We start from the raw sequence: 20,517 nt of genomic DNA, 5'->3' as shown, positions 1-20,517 counted from the left end.
TGATCTCGTCTCGGACCACTACCGTGTCAGCGCGATGGCGACACTTAGGCGCGGACCACAATCGTTACGCGCGGAAAGGACCAGGTAACGTCTCGAGCGGCTTTCTTTGCCTTCTTTCTTTGCCGCGGCAAAGAAAGAAGGTGCCGCCCCGCACAGGGGCAACGCCTGCGCCGCGAGGCGCTAACGAAGAGCCACCTGCACAGGCAAAAAAACCGTGAGGCGCTAACGAAAAGCCGCCTGCACAGGCAACAACGGCCGCCCGCCTGGGCAAACCAAAGAGATAACCTAAATTCCCCCTTCTTTTCCCCCCATCGCGCGGCACGCCAATAGAGAACAATCCACCCTACCAGCACTGACGCACGCAAAAGCACGCAAGCGCAAGCACCCCTGCACAAGCAAACGCAAACGTAAAACCAAACCCAAATCTCATGGCAATCACGACCCCCAACCAGCCGACCATAGTCCAGGTGGCCTCACCGGGCCCGATCAAGCGCATTCTGCTGATCGCGCTGATCGCGCTGCTCGCTGCGGCAGCAACTGGCGCGGGCGTGTGGTTCTTCATGAGCAAGCGCGTCGCGACACCGACGACGGCATCGACAGCAACGCCGCCACCCTCCGCAGTACCCGTGTTCTTCCCGCTGGAGCCCATGACCGTCAACCTGCAATCCGACGACGGCCAGCAGCACTACCTGCGCATCGGCCTCACATTGAAACTGAACGACCAGCGCACGCAAGACCACTTAACTGAACACATGCCGGAAATCCGCAGCCGCGTGTTGCTGGCGCTGTCGAACAAACACCCCGACGAACTCGCGCCGCTCGACGGCAAGCGCGCGCTCGCCCAGGAACTGAAAACGCTGATCGAACAGCCGACCGAACCGGGTGGCCAGCCCGCGCGCGTCCAGGACGTGCTGTTCACCGAATTCGTCGTGCAGTGACCTCGCGTCACGCTGCGCCGACCCTCAACCGCGAACGGATGCACGAGGAACAGGAATGGGCCACGAAGAGTTCATGTCCCAGGAGGAGGTCGATGCACTCCTCAAGGGCGTCACCGGCGAAACCGACACCGAGACCGAGCCCGCCGACCGCTCGGGCGTGCGTCCGTACAACATCGCGACGCAGGAACGCATCGTCCGTGGCCGGATGCCTGGCCTCGAGATCATCAACGATCGCTTCGCGCGGCTGCTGCGCGTCGGCATCTTCAACTTCATGCGGCGTACCGCGGAGATCTCGGTTGGTCCGGTAAAGGTCCTGAAGTACAGCGAATTCACCCGCAACCTGCCGATCCCGACCAACCTCAATCTCGTTCACGTGAAGCCGCTGCGCGGCACGTCGCTGTTCGTCTTCGATCCGAACCTCGTGTTCTTCGTCGTCGACAACCTGTTCGGCGGCGATGGCCGGTTTCATACGCGCGTCGAAGGACGCGATTTCACGGCGACCGAGCAACGCATCATCAGCAAGCTGCTGAACCTCGTGTTCGAGCACTACGGCAGCGCGTGGAAAAGCGTGCGGCCGCTGCAATTCGAATTCGTGCGCTCGGAGATGCACACGCAGTTCGCGAACGTCGCGACGCCGAACGAGATCGTCATCGTCACGCAGTTCTCGATCGAGTTCGGCTCGACAGGCGGCACGCTGCATATCTGCATGCCGTATTCGATGATCGAGCCGATCCGCGACGTGCTGTCATCCCCGATCCAGGGCGAAGCGCTCGAAGTCGATCGCCGCTGGGTGCGCGTGCTGTCGCAGCAGGTGCAGGCGGCAGAAGTCGAACTCACCGCCGATCTCGCGCAGATCCCGGTGACGTTCCAGCAGATTCTCAACATGCGCGCCGGCGATGTGCTGCCGATCAACATTCCCGAGCACATCGTCGCGAAGGTCGACGGCGTGCCGGTGATGGAATGCGGCTACGGAATTTTCAATGGTCAGTACGCGTTGCGCGTCCAGAAGATGATCAGCGCAACGGACACGACGAAGGAAGGTGGATATGAGTGACCTGAATAGCGCACCGGAAGCGCAGCTTCCGGTCGGCGAACCGAAGCTCGCCAGCCCTGAAACGGCTGCGGACCCGGCGCTCGACGACTGGGCCAGCGCGCTCGCCGAGCAGAACAACGGCGCCGAACTGAACGCATCGACGGCCGGCGTCTTCCAGCCGCTGTCGAAGGTCGAACCGACTGCCACGCGCAACGACATCGACATGATTCTGGACATCCCCGTCCAGATGACCGTCGAACTCGGCCGCACGAAGATCGCGATCCGCAACCTGCTGCAGCTTGCGCAGGGCTCGGTCGTGGAACTCGACGGGCTGGCCGGCGAACCGATGGACGTGCTCGTGAACGGCTGCCTGATCGCTCAAGGCGAGGTGGTCGTCGTCAACGACAAGTTCGGCATTCGCTTGACGGACATCATCACGCCGTCGGAACGCATCCGGAAACTCAATCGATGAAGTCTGTCGTCTGCCGGAGCGTTGCGACAAGCACCGCACGCCGCCTCCGGATGCTGCCTACGCTCGCTGCATCGACGTGGTTCGTCTGCTGCGTCCACGCCGCTCAAGCCGCCGATATCAACGCGGTGAACAACGCCGCGCAAATCGCCTCCGGTGTCGGTGCGGGCACTGCGGTGCCGTCGCTGGGTGTGGGTGCGGTTCTGCAGACCGTCGTCGGTCTTGTCGTTGTGATCGGTATCGTGTTCGGTTTTGCGTGGCTCGCGCGGCGTCTCGGCTTTCAGCCCGCGCAGCGCAGTGGCCTCGTGAAGACGATCGGTGGTGCATCGCTCGGCGGTAAGGAGCGCGTTGCGCTGGTCGAGATCGGCGACACGTGGCTCGTGCTCGGTGCGGCGCCCGGCCAGGTGCGTCTGTTGCATGCGATGCCAGCGGGTCACACGGCAACCGAACCCGGTGCGGAACAGTCCGTCGCGCCCCTCGCCGGCACGTTCGGCCAGCGTTTTCGCGAGGCGCTCAAAGGCGAGGTCGGCAAGCGCCTGAATCGCCCCGGTAGCGGAGACCAGTAAATGCCGCTCCGTCGCTCTCTCGCACGCAATCTGCTGCGCGCCATCTACCGTCTTGCACCGCTCGCATTGCCCACGCTGATGCTCGCACTGCCGTCGCTGTCATTCGCGCAAACCGCGGGGCTGCCCGCGTTCAACACGAGCCCCGGCCCGAACGGCGGGACGACCTATTCGCTGAGCGTGCAGACGATGCTGCTGCTCACGATGCTGTCGTTCCTGCCCGCGATGGTGCTGACGATGACGAGCTTCACGCGCATCATCATCGTGCTGTCGCTGCTGCGCCAGGCACTCGGTACCAACACGACGCCGCCTAACCAGGTGCTGGTCGGACTCGCGCTGTTTCTGACGTTGTTCGTGATGTCGCCGGTGCTCGACAAGGCCTACACGGACGGCTACAAGCCGTTTTCCGAAGGCACGATCCAGATGGACGACGCGCTCTCGCGCGGTGTTGCGCCGTTCAAGGCGTTCATGCTGCGCCAGACCCGCGAAACCGATCTCGCGCTGTTCGCGCGCATTTCGCACGCGGCGCCGATGCAGGGCCCCGAGGACGTGCCGCTGTCGCTGCTCGTGCCGGCCTTCATCACGAGTGAACTGAAGACCGGCTTCCAGATCGGCTTCACGATCTTCATTCCGTTTCTCATCATCGATATGGTGGTGGCGAGCGTGTTGATGTCGATGGGGATGATGATGATCTCGCCCGCGACGATCTCGCTGCCGTTCAAGCTGATGTTGTTCGTGCTCGTCGACGGCTGGCAGTTGCTGCTTGGCTCGCTGGCACAGAGCTTCACCTGATGCAGCCGCCTACCGGGGACGCTCGATCATGACGCCGGAAAACGTCACCACGATTGCCCACGAAGCGATGTACGTCGCGCTTGCGCTGGCCGCGCCGCCGCTGCTCGTGGGGCTCGTGGTCGGGTTGATCGTGAGCCTGTTCCAGGCCGCGACGCAGATCAACGAAGCGACGCTGTCGTTCATTCCGAAGCTGGCGGCCATCGCGCTAACGCTCGTGCTGATCGGCCCGTGGATGCTCACGACCATGCTCGACTACATGCGCCATATGTTCACCAGCATTCCGATGCTCGCGAACTGAGCGACGATGTTCACCGTCACCTACGCGCAACTGAACGCATGGCTCACCGCGTTTCTGTGGCCGTTCGTGCGGGTACTCGCCCTAGTCGCGACCGCACCGGCGTTCAGCGAGAAGTCGGTGCCGGTGCGCGTGAAGGTCGCCATTGCGGCGTTCGTCACGCTGATCGTCGCACCGACGCTCGGACCGTTGCCGCAGGTCACCGTGTTTTCCGCGACCGGCATCTGGATCGTCGTCAATCAGTTTCTGATCGGCGTGGCGCTCGGCTTCACGATGCAGATCGTGTTCGCCGCGATCCAGGCCACCGGCGAAATCATCGGCTTCGGCATGGGACTCGGCTTCGCGACCTTCTTCGATCCGCACGCGAGCGGATCGAGCGCCGTCGTCTCGAAGTACATGAACACCATCGCGATGCTCGCGTTCATCGCACTGGATGGCCATCTACAGATGCTGACCGCGCTGCTCGGTACCTTCCAGACGGCACCGGTCGCGGCCAACATACTCGGCGCCGGGGGCTGGCGGATGCTCGCGGGATGGGGCGCGACGGTGTTTTCGGCGGGGTTGCTGCTGTCGTTGCCGGTGGTGGCGGCGCTGTTGATCGCCAACCTGTCGCTCGGTATCCTGAACCGCGCGGCACCGCAGATCGGCGTGTTCCAGATCGGCTTTCCACTGACGATCCTCGTCGGCATGCTGCTCGTGCAACTGATGGCGCCGAACATGATTCCGTTTTTTGCGCGGTTGTTTGACAGCGGGATTGATGAGATGGGGCGGGTGGCGTTGGGGTTCAGGTAGGGCGTCTCTGCGGTTCCCTCGATATCTGGCTAGTTGCCGTAAGTCGCGACCTACAGCGTGGTGCGGTAATGACCTAGACCCTTGACGGTCTGTACCAGGCCGAGGCGTTGCAGCACGTCGAGGTACTGGTCGACCGCCATCGGGGGACGCCTGAGCTGCGCGCGTTGCTGCTGGGCTGCAGCAACGACGGCGGCTGGGTCCAGGTCGAACAGCTTGTCGATGAATTCATCGGGGTGCTGGGCCTTGATACCAAACGGTGCCAGCGCATCGCCCGGAAAATCTCGCTGGTTGAACGTAACGATGACGCTGGCACCACACCGGATGGCGGCGACGAACACGTGTCGGTCATCTGGGTCCGGCAGTCGTAGATTGACGGCAAGCGCTTCGTAGCCGAATACCACGGCATTGGGGATTGCGCGATCCATCAGGTCTGACGTGCGATCCAGTTGCTCACGCGTCAGGTCCGCGCGGTTGGCCAGCAAGTTGCGCTTCCATTCATCGTGAATGTGCGGACTCCACCGCGCACGGAACCGCCCCGACAGGCCCAGCCACATGAGCAAGTCGCGCAGCGGGGCCGGATATAGCACACAAGCGTCGTAGAGGACCGTAAAGCGCGAATGCGTCATTCGTAACCCATACCCAACTCTTGCGCCAGCCGAGCCAACTCGGCCATCGCTTGCTCACTGGCCAGATCGCGTGCGGCCTTGAACTGCATCAGATCCGAAAAACGCACGCGACGGTGCCTGCCAGCCCAATGGAACGGCAACGCGCCGTCTTCCAGTTGCTTGACGAGATGCGGTCGGGAGACGTTGAGCAGGTCGGCTGCTTCCTGCGTGGTTAACTCGGCGTGAACAGGCACGATCTTGACGGCATTGCCGTCGGCTAGCTCGGCCAGGATGTCGACTAGCAGGCGGAGTGCCGACGTTGGCAGTTCCACCTGATGGGCTTGATTGTCGTCGTCGAAGATCTGGATGCGCTGGGTCTCGACCCGAGTGGTTAGATAGGCTGCCAGGGCGCGTTGGCCTTGCACGGCAGCCTGCACTTCCCGTTCGACGGGTAGCGTCATCTTCGGATAGGTGGCGGTCACGGCATCGCTCCTGGCGGTTGATCAATGGCGCCACTCTAAACGAAATAATCGAAAATCGCAATAAACGAAACGAGTGATGCCCTTCCCCCAAGCTAAATTCCCGGTTGGTAACAATCGATTGCATGGACTTCACATCTACGGCAAATTCCCGATCGGGAATAATTTAGAGGTCCACCTATGAATTCGAACGCAATCACACCGATCGGGAAGATTCTGAACGCAAAGGATCTGGGGAAACTTGTGCGTGATCTCCGCAAAAAGCAGGAGGCCACGCAGGCGGATCTCGCGAACTTCGCGCAGACCGGACAGCGTTTTATTGTGGACCTGGAAGGTGGCAAGGCGACCGTTCGGTTCGACAAGGTGCTTCAGGTGCTCAACATTCTTGGTGTAGAGCTGACTGCGACGAGGCGCAAATGAACGCGCTCGGCGTCTTTTGGGATGGTCAGATTTCAGTCGAGGAAAATCGAAGGTCCGCGCGCACCCTGCGGACGCTCGGCGGACCGAAGCAGCACCACAGCGCCTAGTTCAGATAATTGAACAACGACATATTCTGAATCTTCGCAAACCCTTCCTGCGCCGCCTGCAACGCGTTCTGCGTCATCGTGTACTGGCTGACGATCGTCGTGAGGTTGGTCGTCGTCAGATCCGCGAGGTTGCTTTGCGTCTGCAGCGAGTTGGTCTGCGTGACCGCCTGCAGCGCCTGGATTTCCTGCTCGCGCCCACCCACCGATGCCTGCACGGTAATGACGTTGTTGCGCGTGTTGCCTAGCTGCGCCATGCCGGTCGTCAACGCGTTCTGCAGGTTCGCGCTCGAAGCCGTACCCGTAACTGGCGTCTGCAACGCCTTGACCACTGAATCGATGGTTGCGAACACATCGGTGCCGGCCTGCGCGGCCGGCTTCACCGTGAACGAGTCGCCGGCTGCCGGTGCGCCGGTAATCGCCACGTTCTGACCGCCGCCCAGCGAGATCGCCGAACCCGCGGTAAAGGGCGTCGGTGCGCTCACCGTGGGCGGCGTGGTCGACTGGTCGGTCACCGTGTAGGTCGTCGCGCTCGAGAACGCAATCGAAAACGTGTGCGAGTTGCTCGCGCTGGCCGCATTCGTCGTACTCACCGCACCGATCACGCCGGTCCCGATGTTCGCCGGGTTGCCCGACGGAATCGAACTGGTGCCGACCGTCGCGACGCTCTGGAACACGGATGCGCCGTTGTCCGCCGTCGAGATGTCGCGTGTGCCGGCCACCTGCATCGTGCGGTTACCAGCGTCGCCGGTGTAGACCACCGCACCGGTCGCGCTGGCGGAGAACGGTGCGGACGTGTTCTGGAAACCGCCGAACAGATAGTTACCCTGTGCATCGGTGGCATTGCCGAGCGTCACCAGCTGGCTGCGCAAACCCTGCAACTGCGTCGCGAGCGCGCTGCGGTCGCTGTCGCTGAGCGAGCCGTCGCCAGCGCGCACGAGCAATGTGTTGATGTTCGTCAGCACGGTGCTGACGCTGCCGAGCGTCGAATCTTCGGCCTGCAGCGACGACAGCGCAGTGCTCTGGTTGGCCGAGTACTGCGACAGCGTCGCGCCCTGTGCGCTCAGCTGCACGGCCTGGGCGGCGCCGAGCGGATTGTCCGACGGTGTCGCGATACTCACACCGCTCGACAGTTGCTGATACAGCTGCGCAAGCGTGTTCTGCTGGTCGTTCATCGCCTGAACGCCCATGTTGAAATACTGCGTCGTAGAGATACGCATGGCTCAACGCCTCACTGGAAAATGCCGAGCAGCGTCTGGAACAACGTCGACGCCGTCTGGATAACTTTGCTGTTCGCCTGATACAGCTGCTGATACTGCAACAGGTTCGCGGCTTCCTCGTTGATGTTCACGCCCGACACCGACTGCTGCGCGGACGTGATCTGCGTGACCAGCGAGGTTTGTGCCTTGTTCTGCGACTGGACCTGGTTCGTCTGGTTGCCGATCGTGTTCACGTAGTTCGCGTACGCGCTGGTCAGCGTGGACGTTCCACCGTTGAGCGCCTTCGCGGTAACGAGATTCGACAGCGCGAGCGCGTTGCGGCCGTCGTTGCTGCCACCGGTGTTCTGGCCGATCGTAAAGGTGTCGCCGCTGTTCGGCGTGCCGCTCAACGTCACGGTCACTGCATTCATCGAGCCGGCCGGCGCGGGCGTCGTTGCGCTGTTGATCGTCAGCGTGGCACCGGTGGCCGGGTTGTACGGCACCTGTGTGGTGCCGTCCACGATAGTGACCGGCGCCGAGCCCGGGATATTCACGATCGAACCCGCCGGAAAACCTGTGAGAAAACCACCGGTGGCCGGTGCAGGCGCAGAACTATAGGTCAGCGTAGTCGTGCCCGTCGGCAGCGAATAACCCGCCCCCACCGAACCCTGCGAAATGGTCGCAGCACCGCTGTTGCTACTGCCCTTCGCGGCGAGCACCGGCGAAGCCGCCGCGATCGCACCGGCATTCGTAGTCGCGAGCGCGAAGTTGTCGAGCGCGCCGCGCGTCGGCTGCACGGTGAACGAATCGCCTGCGGCCATCGTGCCGCTTAGCGAGAACTGCAAGCCGCCGATCGGGTTCGTCAGGTTGGCTGCCGTGGTCGTCGTGCCGGTCTCGTTGTCGGTCAGCGTGTACTTCGTGCCGTCGTAGGACAGCGTGTAGTCGCTCGTAGTCGGCTGCGCTGCATTCGCAAACGATGCCGACAGCGTCGCGCTACTCGTGTTGTTCTGGTTCGCATAGACAGTGGGCGAACCAACCGTGAACAGATTGCCCCCCGCCTTGCCCGACAGGTCGATACCCAGCGCATTCTGCGCATTGACCTGCGCCGCGAAGCTCGTCGCGATCGCGCCAAGTTGCGCGGCAGCCGGATCGAGCGTCTGGCTGCGGAATGTCAGCAGCCCGCCGAGCGTCCCGCCCGATACCGAGCTATCGGGCATCGTCTGCGGCGTCGGCGCGGGCGTTGCGCCAGCGAGGCCGAGGTAGGTCACCGACTGCTCGGTAGGATCGCCCGGCGACGTCGCTGTGCCGAGATTGAAGCTCTTGTCGGCGAGGACGAGCGGCTGCCCGCTGCTCATGAACAGGCTATAGCTGTTGCCGTTCTGCACGACCTGCACACCGACGAGTTGCGACAGGTTCGACACCGCGAGATCGCGCTGGTCGAGCAACTGGTTGGGCGGCTGGCCGGCGCTACTGCCCGCCGCGATCTGCGCATTGAGCTGCGCGATCTGCGCGGTGTAGCTGTTGATCGACTGTACGGTGCTCGACAGTTGCGTGTTGACGCTCGCGCGCAACTGGTCGTACTGCTGGCCCGCCGCGTTGATCTGGTTCGCGAGCGTCTGCGCACTGCTAATCGCGGTCTGGCGCGCGGACTGATCGGCGGGATTGTTCGACACGCCCTGCAAGCCGGTGAAGTAGCCCGTAATCGCACTCGCAATACCGGTGGTCGGACTGCCGACCAGGTTGTTCAACTGCGCGATCAGCGTGTAGTACGTGTTGAGCGATCCGCCCTGCGACTGCGCGTTGTTCAGCTGCGTGGTCAGGTACTGGCTGTACTGACGCTGCACGGTCGAGGTCGATACGCCTTGCGGCAGATAACCCGAGCCGGTGTACTGGCCGCCCGTCTCCTGATAGACGGGACGTTCCACCGAATAGCCCGGTGTCGACGCGTTGCTGATGTTCTGGCCGGTCGTCGTCAGTCCCCATTGCGCGGCGTTGAGTCCGCTGAGACCGATGTTCAAGAGGTTGCTGGACATGCGTCATCCTGGAGTGGCGAGCGTCGGATGGCTTCCCGGCGCGTTGCGTGAGCTTCCTGTATATCGGCTCGCCGGCGGGAAAATTGAGGCCGGCGCATTCGCTTGCGTCGGCCTCGCATCAGGCCCGCATCAGCGACCGGCGTTTCATCTCCAGTTGCGTGATGAGCCGCTGCAGGGTGTTTTCCGCGCTGCCCGGCAGCGCGACGAAACGAAGTCCGAGCTGGTAACGCTGTGTGCCGTCCGGCAGCGCGACCGCGCGGTGCGATACGAGTTGCACATCGAGCGACAGCATGCTCAGGCCGCCGAGGCTCAATTCGACATCGGGCAGCGTGATGCCGAGCGGCAGATCGGCGAAGCGCTCGTCGGTGGCGTACACACCCACGCCGCCCAGCGACAGATCGTGCACCTCGCAGCGAAACGTCTCGCCATCCGGCAAGCGGCCGCGACACACATACGGGTCGAGCACCGGCGCATCGACGCGAAAATATTCGCGCCGCTGCACGTGATACAGCACCTCGGGGAAGTCCGCCTCGAACGCGGGCAACCCTTCGAAATATCGTTCGCGCGGCGTCGAGCTCGCGAACTCGACGCGCACGCCGTTTTGCGTAGCCCGAAACTGGCAGCGCGGCGCCGCGAGCGCGCGGCGGTTCTGCTCGGGCAGCCCGCCCCGGTCGAACGTGAACGTCTGGCCGCGCACATCGACTGCGAGAATCTGCGTAACCAGTTGACCGCCCTTGTATTGCACGGTCAGAAAATCCCCGCGATTCACGAGATTGCGCAACTGCACGCCGATCTCAAGCGGATTGCGTCGGCCGAAATCATGGTCGTCGTGGGCGCTCTGCCCGCTCGCGCCGTCGTCAAGATGGCGCGCGACGTCGTTCTGGCCGCTCGACTGCGAAGTATCCATGGGCTTGCCGGTATGCAGGTTCTCTCGGGCGCGCGGTGCTTCTTCGGCTGTGCAGCCACCGGGGTCTCCTCGGTAGTCGCGCGCGTTCGACCGGAACGACAAAGCCTTCCGGTTCTCGGATCTTCCTGAATAGCGGCAGCGCGCCCCAAAAGTTTAGGGGCGCCTTGCTAAATATTTCCTTGCTGATCGTGCGGTTAGGCCAGCCGTCGTACGGACGGCCGGCTGTCCCGTCTTGTTCTGCGACATGGCCCCGTCGCTTCCCTGCCTCGTTATGCCAGCTTGCAGAAGACGGCTATGCCATCTTCTGCATGATCGAAATGAGTTTCTTCGCGTAATGCGGATCGGTCGCGTAACCCGCGCGCTGCATGCCGTGCGCGAAGCCGGCCACGTCGTGCGATGAATTCAGCACCTGCGCATAGCGTGGATTGGCCTTCAGCAGGTTCGCGTAGTCGGTCATCGCGTCCTGGTACGAGTCGTACGCGCGGAATTTCTCGACTACACGTTGCGGCTGGCCATTCACGTATTCGGTCGTGAGCGTCGACACGGTCTTGCCGGTCCAGTCTTTGGTCGCCTTGATACCGAACACGTTATGGCTCGACGAGCCGTCCGTCTTGCGGATCTCGCTCTTGCCCCAACCCGATTCGAGCGCCGCCTGACCGATGATGAAGCGCGCCGGAATGCCGGTCGCCGCACTCGCCGCCTGCGCGGGTGCCGCGAGCTTGTCGACGAACGCATCGACCTTCTGCGACGAGCCGTCGCCGCGCAACGGCGGCGTCAGCGCGCTGTTCGCCGAGTAGCCCTTGCCCGCTGCGAGCGCGCCGTTCGCCGCGCTGTTGCTGTACGCGTTGGCAAGCGCGTTCAGCGCCGCGTTGTTGCCAGCATTCGCGTCGTCGCCGCCGCCCTGGCCCGCGTTGCGCATCAATTGCTTGAGCATCGCGTCAGCCACACCGATGCCCTTCGACGACATCTGCTGCGACAACTGCTGGTCGAGCATCGACGTGAAGCTCGCGCTGTCGTGCGAATCGAACGGGCCGTCGGACGGCGTCGCATCGCGCATGCTCTTTAGCATCATCTGCGTGAACACCGCGTCGAACTGCTGCGCGGCCATCTTCAAGCCGGCTTGCGGCGACGCGTTGACCTGTGCGCGCAAGCTGTCGAACCCCTGTACGTCGAGGGCGAAGCGCTGGCTCAGGTCGTTTGCGGTCCGGGAAGGATCAGAGTTCATCGCCGTCGTCCTTAGATGATTTCCAGATCGGCACGCAGCGCGCCTGCTGCCTTCATTGCCTGCAGGATCGACATCAGATCCGCGGGCGTCGCACCCAGTGCATTGAGCGCCTTCACGACTTCGGCGAGATTCGCGCCGGCGGAGACGAGCTTGACCGCACCGTTATCCTGCTTGAGCTGGATCTGCGACTGTTGCGCGACCACCGTCTGGCCATTCGAGAACGCGCCGGGCTGGCTCACCACCGGCTGCGTATTGATCACCACCGAGAGGTTGCCGTGTGCAACCGCGCAGCTTTGCAGCGTGACCATCTGGTTCATCACGATCGACCCGGTGCGCGCGTTCAGGATCACCTTCGCCGCGGCCAGCGCCGGCCGCACGTCGAGGTTCTGCAACTGCGCCATGAAGGCGACCTGCTGTTCGCTGTCGGTGGGGGCGCGCAACTGGATCGTGCGGCCGTCGAGCGCCATCGCCGTGCCGCCGCCGAACGCGTTGTTCACGGCCGCGACAATGCGCTGCGTCGTGTCGTAGTCCATGTCGTTCAGTTCGAGCTGCATCATGCCGCCTTGCGACGCGGCCGTCTGCACGGCCCGCTCGACGATCGCACCCGCCGCGATGCGGCCGGCGGCGAGCTGGTTCACCTGCACGCGGCTGCCGTTCGCGCTCGCACCGGCGCCGCCCACCGCGAGGTTGCCCTGGGCCAGCGCATAGACCTGGCCGTCCGCACCCTTCATCGGTGTGAGCAGCAGCGTGCCGCCGCGCAGGCTCTTCGCGTTGCCGAGTGACGACACGGTGACGTCGATGGCCTCGCCAGGGCGCGCGAACGGCGGCAGCGTCGCAGTCACCATCACGGCGGCGACGTTCTTCAACTGGATCGTGCTCAGCGCCGAGGTGCCCGAGTTGTTCGAACCCGCCGACTGGTTGTTGATCGAGATGCCGAGATTCGCGAGCATGTTCGCGAGTGTCTGCGTCGTGAATGGTGTTTGCGTGGTCTGGTCACCGGTGCCGTCGAGCCCGACGACGAGGCCGTAGCCGATCAGCGGGTTATCGCGCACGCCTTGAATCGAGACGAGGTCCTTCAGGCGCTCGGCGTGTGCGGCGGGTGAACTGAACGAAAGCGCGAGCGCAAAAGCGAGCGTGGCGCAGACAGGCACAAGCCCGACCGAGCGGAATCCGGTAGCAAAGCGCAAGGCGCGGCGAAAGAAAGCGAAGTTCATCATCACCACGGCGCCACGTTAAGGAAGAACCGTTGCAGCCAGCCCATGTTCTCCGCTTCGTTGATATAGCCCTTCGCCGAATATTCGATCTTCGCGTCGGCCACCTGGGTCGAGTACACCGAGTTCAGACCCGAGATCGTGTTCGGATTGACGACGCCCGAAAAGCGCACGAACTCGTTACCCTGGTTGATCAGCATCTGCTTCTCGCCGCTCACGACGAGGTTGCCGTTCGGCAGCACGTTCGTCACGGTGACGGTGATGGTGCCGTTGAACGTGTTCGACGCGTTCGCGCCGCCCGTCGAATTGAACGTGTTGTCGCCCTTCGCGCTGAGATTCGCCTTGCCGAACAGGCCGCCCAGAAAACCAGCGGTCGGCACGTTGAAATCGGTCGTCGAATTGCGGTTGGTGGCGGCCCCCGACGACTTCGTCGCGTTGATGTTCTCCTGAATCACGATGGTCAGGATGTCGCCGATATTGCGCGGACGTTGATCTTCGAACAGCGGCCGGCCTGCATAACCCGGGTTGTAGATCGAGCCCGCCGTCTGCATCTGCGGCGGCATGGGCGGGTAAGCCGTCATCGGCTGCTGGACGATCGGCTGCCTCGGCGCGAGCCCGCAGCCGCCGAGTGCGGCAGTGGCCGCGGCAACAAGCAGCGCCACGCAGCAGCGTGTCCGAAGCGGAATACGGTTGAAGTACGACATCTTGATTACCGTCTGTGTGTTCCCGACTGCACGTGCCCGATCACACCGGCATCTGGCTGAGCGTCTGCAGCATCTGGTCGGACGTCGTCACGGCCTTGCTGTTGATTTCATAGGCGCGCTGGGTCTGGATCATGTTCACCAGTTCCTGCACCACGTTCACGTTCGATGCTTCGACATAGTTCTGATTCAGCGTGCCCGCGCCGTTCAGACCCGGCGTCGTGACATTCGGCGTACCCGACGACGACGTCTCCACGAACAGGTTCTCGCCGCGCGCGTCGAGCCCCGTCGGGTTGATGAAGGTCGCGATCTGCAACGCGCCGATCTGCACGCTGTTGCTCGATCCGGCCTGCGTCACCGAAACCGTGCCGTCACTACCGATCGTCAGCGAGGTCGCGTTCTGCGGAATCGTGATCGCGGGAATCACCTGGTAGCCGCTCGACGTCACCAGCTGGCCTTGCGAGTTGGTCTGGAACGACCCGTCGCGTGTGTATGCGTTAGTGCCGTCGGGCATCTGCACCTGGAAGAAGCCCTGACCGTTGATCGCCACGTCCTTCGAGTTGCCGGTCTGCGTCAGGCCGCCCTGCGTGTAAAGCCGCTCCGTCGCGACCTGCTGAACCCCGGTGCCGAGCTGGATGCCGGACGGCAGTTCGGTTTGCTGCGTCGAGTTCGCGCCAGGCTGCCGCACGGTCTGATACAGCAGGTCCTCGAACACAGCGCGCGAACCCTTGAAGCCGTTCGTGCTGACGTTCGCGAGGTTGTTCGAGATCACGTCCATCTGCGCCTGCTGCGCATTCATGCCGGTGGCGGCGATATACAGTGAGCGGTTCACGGTGTTCTTCTCCTGGCTAAGCGTGGGCAGCGCGGCGTACGAAACGCCGCATCGCCGTCAACTGAAATTGAGCAACTGGTTCGCAGCCTGTTCGTTCTGATCCGCCGATTCGAGCAGCTTCGTCTGCATCTGGAACTGCCGCGCGTTGGTGATCATCGAGACCATTGCTGCGACCGGATTCACGTTGCTGCCCTCCAGCGATTCCGGTGCGAGCACGACGCTCGGATCCGCGTCGGCGGGATTGCCGTCGGCGGTGCGGAACAGGCCATCGTCGCCGCGCTGGAGCGTGCCCGGATCGGGATTTACGAGCTTCAACTGATCGACGATCGCAATCGCCGTCGGTGGATCGCCCGGGATCAGCGCGGACACGGTGCCGTCCTTGCCGATCGTCACCTCCGCACCCGGCGGCACCGACAGCGGACCGCCGTTGCCGACCACCGGCTGGTTCGTCGCGGTGACGAGCTGGCCGTTTTCGTCGACGTGCAGGTTGCCCGCGCGCGTGTACGCTTCATTGCCGTCGGCAGTCAGCACCGAGAGCCAGCCCTGCCCCTGCACCGCCACATCGAGCGGATTGCCGGTGCGTTGCAGCGGGCCTGGTGTGAAGTCCGCACCCGGCGTCGATGCAAGTACGAACGTGCGCGTCGTGTCGGTCGCAGCCTGGGTACCGTCGCCGAAGTTCATCGGCACGGCGCGAAACGTCGCGAGCTGCGCACGAAACGCCGTCGTCGACGTATTCGCGAGATTGTTCGCGACCACGGCCTGCTGCTCGAGCGCCTGCGAGGCGCCCGTCATCGCGGTGTAGATCAGACGATCCATGGTGAGCTCAGTGCGTGCCGCGCTTACAGGTTGATCAGCGTGTTGTCGACGGTCTGTTGCGTCTTGATCGTCTGCGCGTTCGCCTGATAGTTGCGCTGCGCGGTGATCAGGTTCACGAGTTCGCTCGTCAGGTCGACGTTCGAACCCTCCAGCGCGCCACCCTGCAACGTGCCGTGGTTCGTGCTGCCCGGCGCCGAGATCTGCGCCACACCCGACGAAGCGGTCGCCGCATACTGGTTGCCGCCGAGACTCACGAGGCCGTTCTGGTTGCTGAAATTCGCCAGCACGATCTGCCCGAGCGCCTGGGTCTGGCCGTTCGAGTAGTTACCGGTCAGCGTGCCGTCGGTGCCTACCGTGAAGTTCGTCAGCGTGCCGGCGGCGTAACCGTCCGGCTGCATTTTGGTGACGCCATCCGTGCTGCCGAACTGCGTCGTGCCCGCAATGCCCAGCTGGATGGTTTGCGGGGTCGCCGAGCCGTCCGTGTTCGGAATCGAAAAGCTGAATGTCAGCGGCGGATTGGTTGCGACCGGCGGCGTCCCCGTCGTCGTGCCGGTCAGGTTGCCCGACGTATCGAACGTCGCGGTACCGATCTTCGACGGCGTTCCGCCGCTTGCCGCGCCCGCGTAGACGTCCCACGAACCAGTCGCCGACTTCACGAAGTACATGTTCACCTGCTGCGAGCCGCCCAGCGAGTCGTACACCTGGGTCGAGGTCGTGTAGCTGTAGGTGCTTTTGTTGGTCGGATCGAGGGTCGTGCCGGCTGCTACCGCCGGGTCCTGCGCGTTCAGGTTGAGGCCGGCCGTAATGGTCTTGGTCGCAACCGGCGGGATATTTCCGGTCGGCAGTTGCAACGGCACCGTCTGCGCGGTGTTGATCACGCCGCCCGCGTTCGCCGCGTAACCCATCAGCTGCAACCCGTCCGAGCTGACGATATAACCGTTCTTGTCGAGCTGGAACACGCCGTTGCGCGAGTAGGTCAGCGAGCCGTTGTTCGACATCTGGTAGAAACCATTGCCGTTGATCGCGACGTCGAGTGCCTGGTTCGTCACCGAGATCTGGCCTTCCGAGAACTGCTGCTGCACTTGCGCGAGCCGCGTGCCGAGACCGATCTGCGTGTTGACCGCGGTCGCGACCGAGTTCGCGTAGACATCGGCGAACTGCGCCTGTCCCTGCTTGAAGCCGGTCGTGTTCGCGTTCGCGATGTTGTTGCCGATCACGTCCAGATCGTTTGCTGCACCTGCCAGTCCGCTCAAACCTTGTTGGTAGCCCATGACGGTCTCCGTACTCGATGATTGCGATGAATTCGATGAATCTGCAAAGCGTTAAAGAATTGCGCCGATCTGCGTGAGGCCGACCGTCGTGCCGTTCGACAACTGCAGGCCCGGTGTGCCGTCTGCCTGCGTGACGACGCTTTGCACCGTGGCGGCCGACAGCGTGGTCGCCGTACCTGCCTTACCGTTGATCGTGCCCGTTGCCGTGAACGTGTAGGTACCGTCGGGCAGCGGGTTGCCGGAGGAGTCGGTCGGTGTCCACGTCACCGGAACCGAACCGGCCTTCTGGCTGCCGAGGTTGATCGTGCTGACGACCTTGCCGGCCGAGTTCGTCACGTTGACCTGCAGGTTGGTAGCGTCGTTGGCGAGCTGCACACCGATCGGCGCCGCCTTGCCGCTGGCTACCGCCACCGTGTTACCCGGCGTGAGCACGGTCGAGCCGATCAGCAGCGCGGCCTGCGGCTGCTGGCCCGCCGACAGCTGCGTCGCCAGCGACGTAAGCGACGTGTTCAACTGACTGATACCCGTCACCGTATTGATCTGGGCAAGCTGCGAAGTCATCTGCGAGCTGTCCATCGGATTGGTCGGGTCCTGGTTCTGCATCTGTGCGATCAGCAACTGCAAGAACGTGTTCTGCAGGCTCGCGCCCGATGTCGCGCTCGTCGACGACGACGAAGTGCCGGTCGTGCTGTTCGTACTGCTCGTACCGTTCATCGTGTCGAGCAGCGTCGGCGATACGGTCGTGCCGCTGCCGCCGATAGTGGTTTGCGTGGTCAAGGAAACTCTCCTCAGGTTCCGATCGTGAGCGTCTTCAGCATCAGCTGTTTCGCGGTATTCAGTGTCTCGACGTTGGCCTGATACGAGCGCGACGCCGAAATCATGTTGACCATTTCCTGCACCGGGTCGACGTTCGGCAGCGTCACGTAGCCGTCGGAATTGGCGGCCGGGTTGCCGGGGTCGTAGGCGGTCTTCATCGGCGTCGGATCGTCGATCACGCCGGTCACCTGGACCCCGCCCACCTGCTGGCCGGACGCCGTACGCGAACCGCCGAGCGGGTCCACCGCGAACACGACCTGCTTCGCCTTGTACGGCTGGCCGTCGGGGCCGGTCGTGCTGTCCGCGTTCGCGAGGTTCGACGCCGTGACGTTGAGCCGCTGCGACTGGGCGGACAACGCCGAGCCCGCGACGTTGAAGATGTTCATCAGGGATGGCATGGCTGATCTCTCCGGGTGTGTGCGATGGGCCGGCCGGTTACAGGGTTACGAGCTGCCCGACGTGATCGCCGAGAGCATCGTCTTGATCTGCTGCGACAGCACCGTCATGCCCGATTCGAAATGCAGCGAGTTGTCGGCGAACTGCACGCGCTCGGTATCGAGATCGACGGTGTTGCCGTCGAGCGAGGGCTGCGTCGGCATGCGGTACTGCGGCGTGCCGTAGTCGTCGGTGGAACCGCCTGTCGGTGCGAGTCGCGCTGTGCCCGCCATGTGTCCCGCATGTGTCGACACCATCTGCATCCCGCTCGTCACGCCGGCCGGCTGAGCCATCGCGAGCGGCGCGGCGTTCGACGCGCCCGATGTACCCGCGCCCTGCTTCATCGCGTTTGCGAGCGATGCGCCGAAGTCGACGTCGCGCGCCTTGTACCCAGGCGTGTCGGCGTTGGCGATGTTCGACGACAGCAGTTCCTGCCGGTACGCGCGCACATCGAGCGCCTGGCGTCCAAAAGCGAATTCGGCATCGAGTTTGTCCAGCATCGAAATCTCCCGGAAGCGGTCACGATCGTCTGCGGAGCGGCGTCGCGCGAGGGCTGCAGCACCCGGCGCAAACCGCAGAGACCTTTATCCATGACGAGCATCTTATGAGCCGCACGCAAGCGGCAATCGGACGAATAACCGGGGAAGCCGCCCTCTATTCAACGTTTGCTCCGGCGGGTGCCTCTCTAGAATGCAAGTCGTACTGTTGGATTCGATGGAGAAGCCCGATGCCTGTCACCGCCTTTGCTGTCCGGCCGTCTGTGTGCCGCGCGATCGGTGTGGGTCGACGGGCTGGGCGCACGTCATGCGCTGCTGCTGTTGCTGTTGCGCTGGGGTTCGTTGGGTTGATCGTCTGCGCGATGCCGCAGCTCGCCATCGCGCAGGAAGCCGGTGGGCCGATCGTGATTCCGGGGCCTGCGGAGAAGAATCCTGCGGCGCTGGCCGAGCTGGCCAATCGCGTCGCGAGCACCGCACCCGATGCGCGCAACTCCACACCTGCGATTGCTGCTGCGATGTCGATGAGCGGCGCGACTGCTCCGGCTTCATCGCGCACCGACGACCGTTTCACTCAAGCCGCGAATGCAAACGGCGCGATTGTGATTCCCGGTCCCGGCGATGCCGTCGTCGCACCGGCGATCCGTCGCGCGAACTTCAATCCCGCCACGGCAAACCAGAGCGCAATCGATACGCCACGCATGATGCGTGTGAACGTGCCGGCTTCGCGTGAAGTGATTCCGGTGATCGTCACGTCGACGCAGACTCCGCCGCAGCCGGCTGTACGCCAGACGGCGCCGGTTGCTTTCAATCCGCCGCGCGCGCCGGTGGCTATCGTCAGGGCGTCAACGTCAACGGCGGCGGCAACAGCCCAACCTGGCGGCCCCACTGCCGCCCCTGCACAAGAAGACGGCGAAACGATCCGCAGCGCGGCACTCGCCTATTTGCAGCAACAGTCCGCCGGCCTGCCAGGCAAGATCGAGATCACGGTGGCGCCGGTGTTCCCACGCGGTCTCGCCGCCTGCACGACGCTTGCACCATTCATGCCGACGGGCATGCGCCTGTGGGGCCGCACGACCGTCGGTGTGCGCTGCGCCGGCGAGCGCCCCTGGACGCTGTATCTACAGGCGAAAATCGCGATCCACGCGACCTACTATCTGGCGGCACGGGCGCTCGCGCCCGGCGACGTACTGAGCGCCGCCGATCTCGTCGCGCGCGACGGCGACCTCACGTCGCTGCCGATGGCTGTCGTCACCGATCCGTCACAGGCGGTCGGCGCAGCCGCGCTGACGCGCGTCGCGGCGGGGCTGCCGCTGCGCCAGGACATGTTGCGTAGTGCATCGTCGGTGACGATCGGGCAGACGGTCCGGGTGGTCGCGCAGGGCCAGGGTTTCGCGATTTCGGCCGAGGGCAGCGCGATGAACAACGCGGCGCCGGGCCAGCAGGTGCGGGTGAAGACGGCCGGGGGGCAGATTATCAGCGGAATCGTCAAGGATGGCTCCACCGTGGAGATCCAGCTGTGAACGGCTGCACGGGCCGCCGCGCGGGATTGCAGACGGCGTGCGCCGGTTGCGCTAAAGTTTTGATTCGTGCATGCCGTTATCACGATCAAATCGTTCAGGAAGCCAATCGTGAAAGTCGATTCCACCACCAGCACCAATCTGCAGACGTTGAAAGACGGTCTGTCGCGGCCCCAGCAGGGCGAAGCCACGTCGACCGGCGCGGGCGCGTCGGGTGCGTCGGGCAAAGCCGCCGCCCCGCAGACGTCGACCGGCGATGCGAACGTGAACCTGTCGGGACTGTCGGCGCATCTGCGCAGCCTGGCGGCGTCGGGTTCCGCGGATATCGATACGGCGCATGTCGAATCGGTCCGTCAGGCGATCAAGAACGGCACGCTCACCATCGATTCCAGCAAGATTGCCGACGGCGTGCTGAACACGGCGCGCGACTTGCTGCAGAACAAGACGCCGTCTACCGGCAGCTGAGCTGCGCGTCGTCCGAAGACGCAGCGGCGGCCCGTGCCGCCATAGAGAAGTATTTCCCTACCCGGCCCGCGTGTCTCACGCGGGCCGTTGCGTTTACTGCGC

At 63.7% G+C, this 20,517-nt stretch carries 24 protein-coding genes; 10 read left to right on the top strand and 14 right to left on the bottom strand.

What is annotated here, in order from left to right; translation table 11 throughout:
* The first annotated feature begins 428 nt into the window (after positions 1-428).
* The 7 genes from fliL to fliR are packed head-to-tail and all read left to right on the top strand — an operon-like array spanning position 429 to position 4,882.
* Entirely contained in the window at positions 429-938 is a 510-nt protein-coding gene (gene fliL / locus M0D65_RS25170) for a flagellar basal body-associated protein FliL (RefSeq protein WP_266255024.1), read from the top strand.
* Between the two features lie 55 nt (positions 939-993).
* A complete protein-coding gene (fliM, locus tag M0D65_RS25165; protein ID WP_091017301.1) occupies positions 994-1,992 on the top strand; it encodes a flagellar motor switch protein FliM in 999 nt (332 codons plus the stop codon).
* Positions 1,985-2,443, top strand: coding sequence for a flagellar motor switch protein FliN (gene fliN / locus M0D65_RS25160; protein WP_091017298.1), 459 nt, complete (start codon positions 1,985-1,987; stop codon positions 2,441-2,443). The genes fliM and fliN overlap by 8 nt, the downstream gene beginning before the upstream one ends.
* Positions 2,444-2,493: 50 nt before the next feature.
* Positions 2,494-3,006 carry a flagellar biosynthetic protein FliO gene (gene fliO / locus M0D65_RS25155; protein WP_266255076.1) on the top strand — a complete coding sequence of 171 codons (513 nt, stop codon included), beginning with the start codon at positions 2,494-2,496 and terminating at the stop codon, positions 3,004-3,006.
* Complete coding sequence (gene fliP / locus M0D65_RS25150; RefSeq protein WP_266255023.1) at positions 3,007-3,795, top strand: flagellar type III secretion system pore protein FliP; 789 nt, start codon at positions 3,007-3,009, stop codon at positions 3,793-3,795. It abuts the gene before it with no gap.
* Between the two features lie 28 nt (positions 3,796-3,823).
* The gene (gene fliQ / locus M0D65_RS25145) at positions 3,824-4,093 is read left to right on the top strand and encodes a flagellar biosynthesis protein FliQ (protein WP_091017296.1); all 270 of its coding nucleotides are present in this window, start codon (positions 3,824-3,826) and stop codon (positions 4,091-4,093) included.
* 6 nt (positions 4,094-4,099) lie between these two features.
* Positions 4,100-4,882, top strand: coding sequence for a flagellar biosynthetic protein FliR (fliR, locus tag M0D65_RS25140; protein WP_091017293.1), 783 nt, complete (start codon positions 4,100-4,102; stop codon positions 4,880-4,882).
* Positions 4,883-4,932: 50 nt separating this feature from the next.
* Here fliR and M0D65_RS25135 read toward each other — a convergent pair whose 3' ends face one another.
* Both M0D65_RS25135 and M0D65_RS25130 read right to left on the bottom strand, forming a co-directional pair.
* Complete coding sequence (locus M0D65_RS25135; RefSeq protein WP_266255022.1) at positions 4,933-5,508, bottom strand: PIN domain-containing protein; 576 nt, start codon at positions 5,506-5,508, stop codon at positions 4,933-4,935.
* Entirely contained in the window at positions 5,505-5,948 is a 444-nt protein-coding gene (locus M0D65_RS25130) for a helix-turn-helix domain-containing protein (RefSeq protein ID WP_266255075.1), read from the bottom strand. Before M0D65_RS25130 ends, M0D65_RS25135 begins: the two co-directional genes overlap by 4 nt.
* Positions 5,949-6,146: 198 nt before the next feature.
* Here M0D65_RS25130 and M0D65_RS25125 point away from each other — a divergent pair, with 198 nt between their 5' ends.
* On the top strand, positions 6,147-6,386 hold the full coding sequence (locus tag M0D65_RS25125) for a helix-turn-helix transcriptional regulator (protein WP_266255021.1): 240 nt from the start codon (positions 6,147-6,149) through the stop codon (positions 6,384-6,386).
* Between the two features lie 103 nt (positions 6,387-6,489).
* Here M0D65_RS25125 and flgL read toward each other — a convergent pair whose 3' ends face one another.
* From flgL to flgB, 12 genes are all read right to left on the bottom strand, one after another.
* Positions 6,490-7,710, bottom strand: coding sequence for a flagellar hook-associated protein FlgL (gene flgL / locus M0D65_RS25120; protein ID WP_266255020.1), 1,221 nt, complete (start codon positions 7,708-7,710; stop codon positions 6,490-6,492).
* Positions 7,711-7,721: 11 nt separating this feature from the next.
* Positions 7,722-9,722, bottom strand: coding sequence for a flagellar hook-associated protein FlgK (gene flgK / locus M0D65_RS25115; protein WP_266255019.1), 2,001 nt, complete (start codon positions 9,720-9,722; stop codon positions 7,722-7,724).
* 118 nt (positions 9,723-9,840) lie between these two features.
* The gene (locus tag M0D65_RS25110; RefSeq protein WP_266255018.1) at positions 9,841-10,629 is read right to left on the bottom strand and encodes a flagellar brake protein; all 789 of its coding nucleotides are present in this window, start codon (positions 10,627-10,629) and stop codon (positions 9,841-9,843) included.
* A 292-nt stretch (positions 10,630-10,921) separates the two neighbouring features.
* Positions 10,922-11,854 carry a flagellar assembly peptidoglycan hydrolase FlgJ gene (gene flgJ, locus M0D65_RS25105; protein ID WP_266255017.1) on the bottom strand — a complete coding sequence of 311 codons (933 nt, stop codon included), beginning with the start codon at positions 11,852-11,854 and terminating at the stop codon, positions 10,922-10,924.
* Positions 11,855-11,865: 11 nt separating this feature from the next.
* On the bottom strand, positions 11,866-13,071 hold the full coding sequence (locus M0D65_RS25100; protein ID WP_266255016.1) for a flagellar basal body P-ring protein FlgI: 1,206 nt from the start codon (positions 13,069-13,071) through the stop codon (positions 11,866-11,868).
* Positions 13,071-13,769, bottom strand: a complete 699-nt coding sequence (gene flgH / locus M0D65_RS25095; protein WP_266255015.1) for a flagellar basal body L-ring protein FlgH — start codon at positions 13,767-13,769, stop codon at positions 13,071-13,073. Before flgH ends, M0D65_RS25100 begins: the two co-directional genes overlap by 1 nt.
* 40 nt (positions 13,770-13,809) lie before the next feature.
* Positions 13,810-14,598, bottom strand: a complete 789-nt coding sequence (gene flgG, locus M0D65_RS25090) for a flagellar basal-body rod protein FlgG (protein WP_091017281.1) — start codon at positions 14,596-14,598, stop codon at positions 13,810-13,812.
* Between the two features lie 57 nt (positions 14,599-14,655).
* A complete protein-coding gene (gene flgF / locus M0D65_RS25085) occupies positions 14,656-15,414 on the bottom strand; it encodes a flagellar basal-body rod protein FlgF (protein ID WP_266255014.1) in 759 nt (252 codons plus the stop codon).
* 23 nt (positions 15,415-15,437) lie between these two features.
* On the bottom strand, positions 15,438-16,685 hold the full coding sequence (gene flgE / locus M0D65_RS25080; protein WP_266255013.1) for a flagellar hook protein FlgE: 1,248 nt from the start codon (positions 16,683-16,685) through the stop codon (positions 15,438-15,440).
* Between the two features lie 51 nt (positions 16,686-16,736).
* Complete coding sequence (locus tag M0D65_RS25075) at positions 16,737-17,462, bottom strand: flagellar hook assembly protein FlgD (protein ID WP_266255012.1); 726 nt, start codon at positions 17,460-17,462, stop codon at positions 16,737-16,739.
* An 11-nt stretch (positions 17,463-17,473) separates the two neighbouring features.
* Complete coding sequence (gene flgC, locus M0D65_RS25070) at positions 17,474-17,899, bottom strand: flagellar basal body rod protein FlgC (RefSeq protein ID WP_091017271.1); 426 nt, start codon at positions 17,897-17,899, stop codon at positions 17,474-17,476.
* 45 nt (positions 17,900-17,944) lie between these two features.
* Complete coding sequence (flgB, locus tag M0D65_RS25065) at positions 17,945-18,436, bottom strand: flagellar basal body rod protein FlgB (protein ID WP_266255011.1); 492 nt, start codon at positions 18,434-18,436, stop codon at positions 17,945-17,947.
* Positions 18,437-18,663: 227 nt separating this feature from the next.
* Between flgB and flgA the strand changes: the two genes are divergently transcribed.
* On the top strand, positions 18,664-19,953 hold the full coding sequence (gene flgA, locus M0D65_RS25060) for a flagellar basal body P-ring formation chaperone FlgA (RefSeq protein ID WP_266255010.1): 1,290 nt from the start codon (positions 18,664-18,666) through the stop codon (positions 19,951-19,953).
* A 108-nt stretch (positions 19,954-20,061) separates the two neighbouring features.
* Positions 20,062-20,415: a flagellar biosynthesis anti-sigma factor FlgM gene (flgM, locus tag M0D65_RS25055; RefSeq protein WP_266255009.1), complete on the top strand. Its 354-nt coding sequence runs from the start codon at positions 20,062-20,064 to the stop codon at positions 20,413-20,415.
* Positions 20,416-20,517: the final 102 nt, after the last annotated feature.

Origin of the sequence: Paraburkholderia sp. CHISQ3 (assembly GCF_030464945.1) — a bacterium.
In the GTDB taxonomy this organism is placed as follows: Bacteria; Pseudomonadota; Gammaproteobacteria; order Burkholderiales; family Burkholderiaceae; genus Paraburkholderia; species Paraburkholderia megapolitana.
The sequence above is the reverse complement of the archived record's forward strand: the minus strand, read 5'-3'. Positions and strand labels throughout refer to the sequence as shown.

Excerpts from the sequence above, each read along its gene's own strand:
- fliL (WP_266255024.1), top strand. The coding sequence starts at position 429 with ATGGCAATCACGACCCCCAACCAGCCGACCATAGTCCAGGTGGCCTCA.
- fliM (WP_091017301.1), top strand. The coding sequence starts at position 994 with ATGGGCCACGAAGAGTTCATGTCCCAGGAGGAGGTCGATGCACTCCTC.
- fliN (WP_091017298.1), top strand. The coding sequence starts at position 1,985 with ATGAGTGACCTGAATAGCGCACCGGAAGCGCAGCTTCCGGTCGGCGAA.
- fliO (WP_266255076.1), top strand. The coding sequence starts at position 2,494 with ATGCTGCCTACGCTCGCTGCATCGACGTGGTTCGTCTGCTGCGTCCAC.
- fliP (WP_266255023.1), top strand. The coding sequence starts at position 3,007 with ATGCCGCTCCGTCGCTCTCTCGCACGCAATCTGCTGCGCGCCATCTAC.
- fliQ (WP_091017296.1), top strand. The coding sequence starts at position 3,824 with ATGACGCCGGAAAACGTCACCACGATTGCCCACGAAGCGATGTACGTC.
- fliR (WP_091017293.1), top strand. The coding sequence starts at position 4,100 with ATGTTCACCGTCACCTACGCGCAACTGAACGCATGGCTCACCGCGTTT.
- M0D65_RS25135 (WP_266255022.1), bottom strand. The coding sequence starts at position 5,508 with ATGACGCATTCGCGCTTTACGGTCCTCTACGACGCTTGTGTGCTATAT.
- M0D65_RS25130 (WP_266255075.1), bottom strand. The coding sequence starts at position 5,948 with ATGACGCTACCCGTCGAACGGGAAGTGCAGGCTGCCGTGCAAGGCCAA.
- M0D65_RS25125 (WP_266255021.1), top strand. The coding sequence starts at position 6,147 with ATGAATTCGAACGCAATCACACCGATCGGGAAGATTCTGAACGCAAAG.
- flgL (WP_266255020.1), bottom strand. The coding sequence starts at position 7,710 with ATGCGTATCTCTACGACGCAGTATTTCAACATGGGCGTTCAGGCGATG.
- flgK (WP_266255019.1), bottom strand. The coding sequence starts at position 9,722 with ATGTCCAGCAACCTCTTGAACATCGGTCTCAGCGGACTCAACGCCGCG.
- M0D65_RS25110 (WP_266255018.1), bottom strand. The coding sequence starts at position 10,629 with ATGGATACTTCGCAGTCGAGCGGCCAGAACGACGTCGCGCGCCATCTT.
- flgJ (WP_266255017.1), bottom strand. The coding sequence starts at position 11,854 with ATGAACTCTGATCCTTCCCGGACCGCAAACGACCTGAGCCAGCGCTTC.
- M0D65_RS25100 (WP_266255016.1), bottom strand. The coding sequence starts at position 13,071 with ATGATGAACTTCGCTTTCTTTCGCCGCGCCTTGCGCTTTGCTACCGGA.
- flgH (WP_266255015.1), bottom strand. The coding sequence starts at position 13,769 with ATGTCGTACTTCAACCGTATTCCGCTTCGGACACGCTGCTGCGTGGCG.
- flgF (WP_266255014.1), bottom strand. The coding sequence starts at position 15,414 with ATGGATCGTCTGATCTACACCGCGATGACGGGCGCCTCGCAGGCGCTC.
- flgE (WP_266255013.1), bottom strand. The coding sequence starts at position 16,685 with ATGGGCTACCAACAAGGTTTGAGCGGACTGGCAGGTGCAGCAAACGAT.
- flgC (WP_091017271.1), bottom strand. The coding sequence starts at position 17,899 with ATGCCATCCCTGATGAACATCTTCAACGTCGCGGGCTCGGCGTTGTCC.
- flgB (WP_266255011.1), bottom strand. The coding sequence starts at position 18,436 with ATGCTGGACAAACTCGATGCCGAATTCGCTTTTGGACGCCAGGCGCTC.
- flgA (WP_266255010.1), top strand. The coding sequence starts at position 18,664 with ATGCCTGTCACCGCCTTTGCTGTCCGGCCGTCTGTGTGCCGCGCGATC.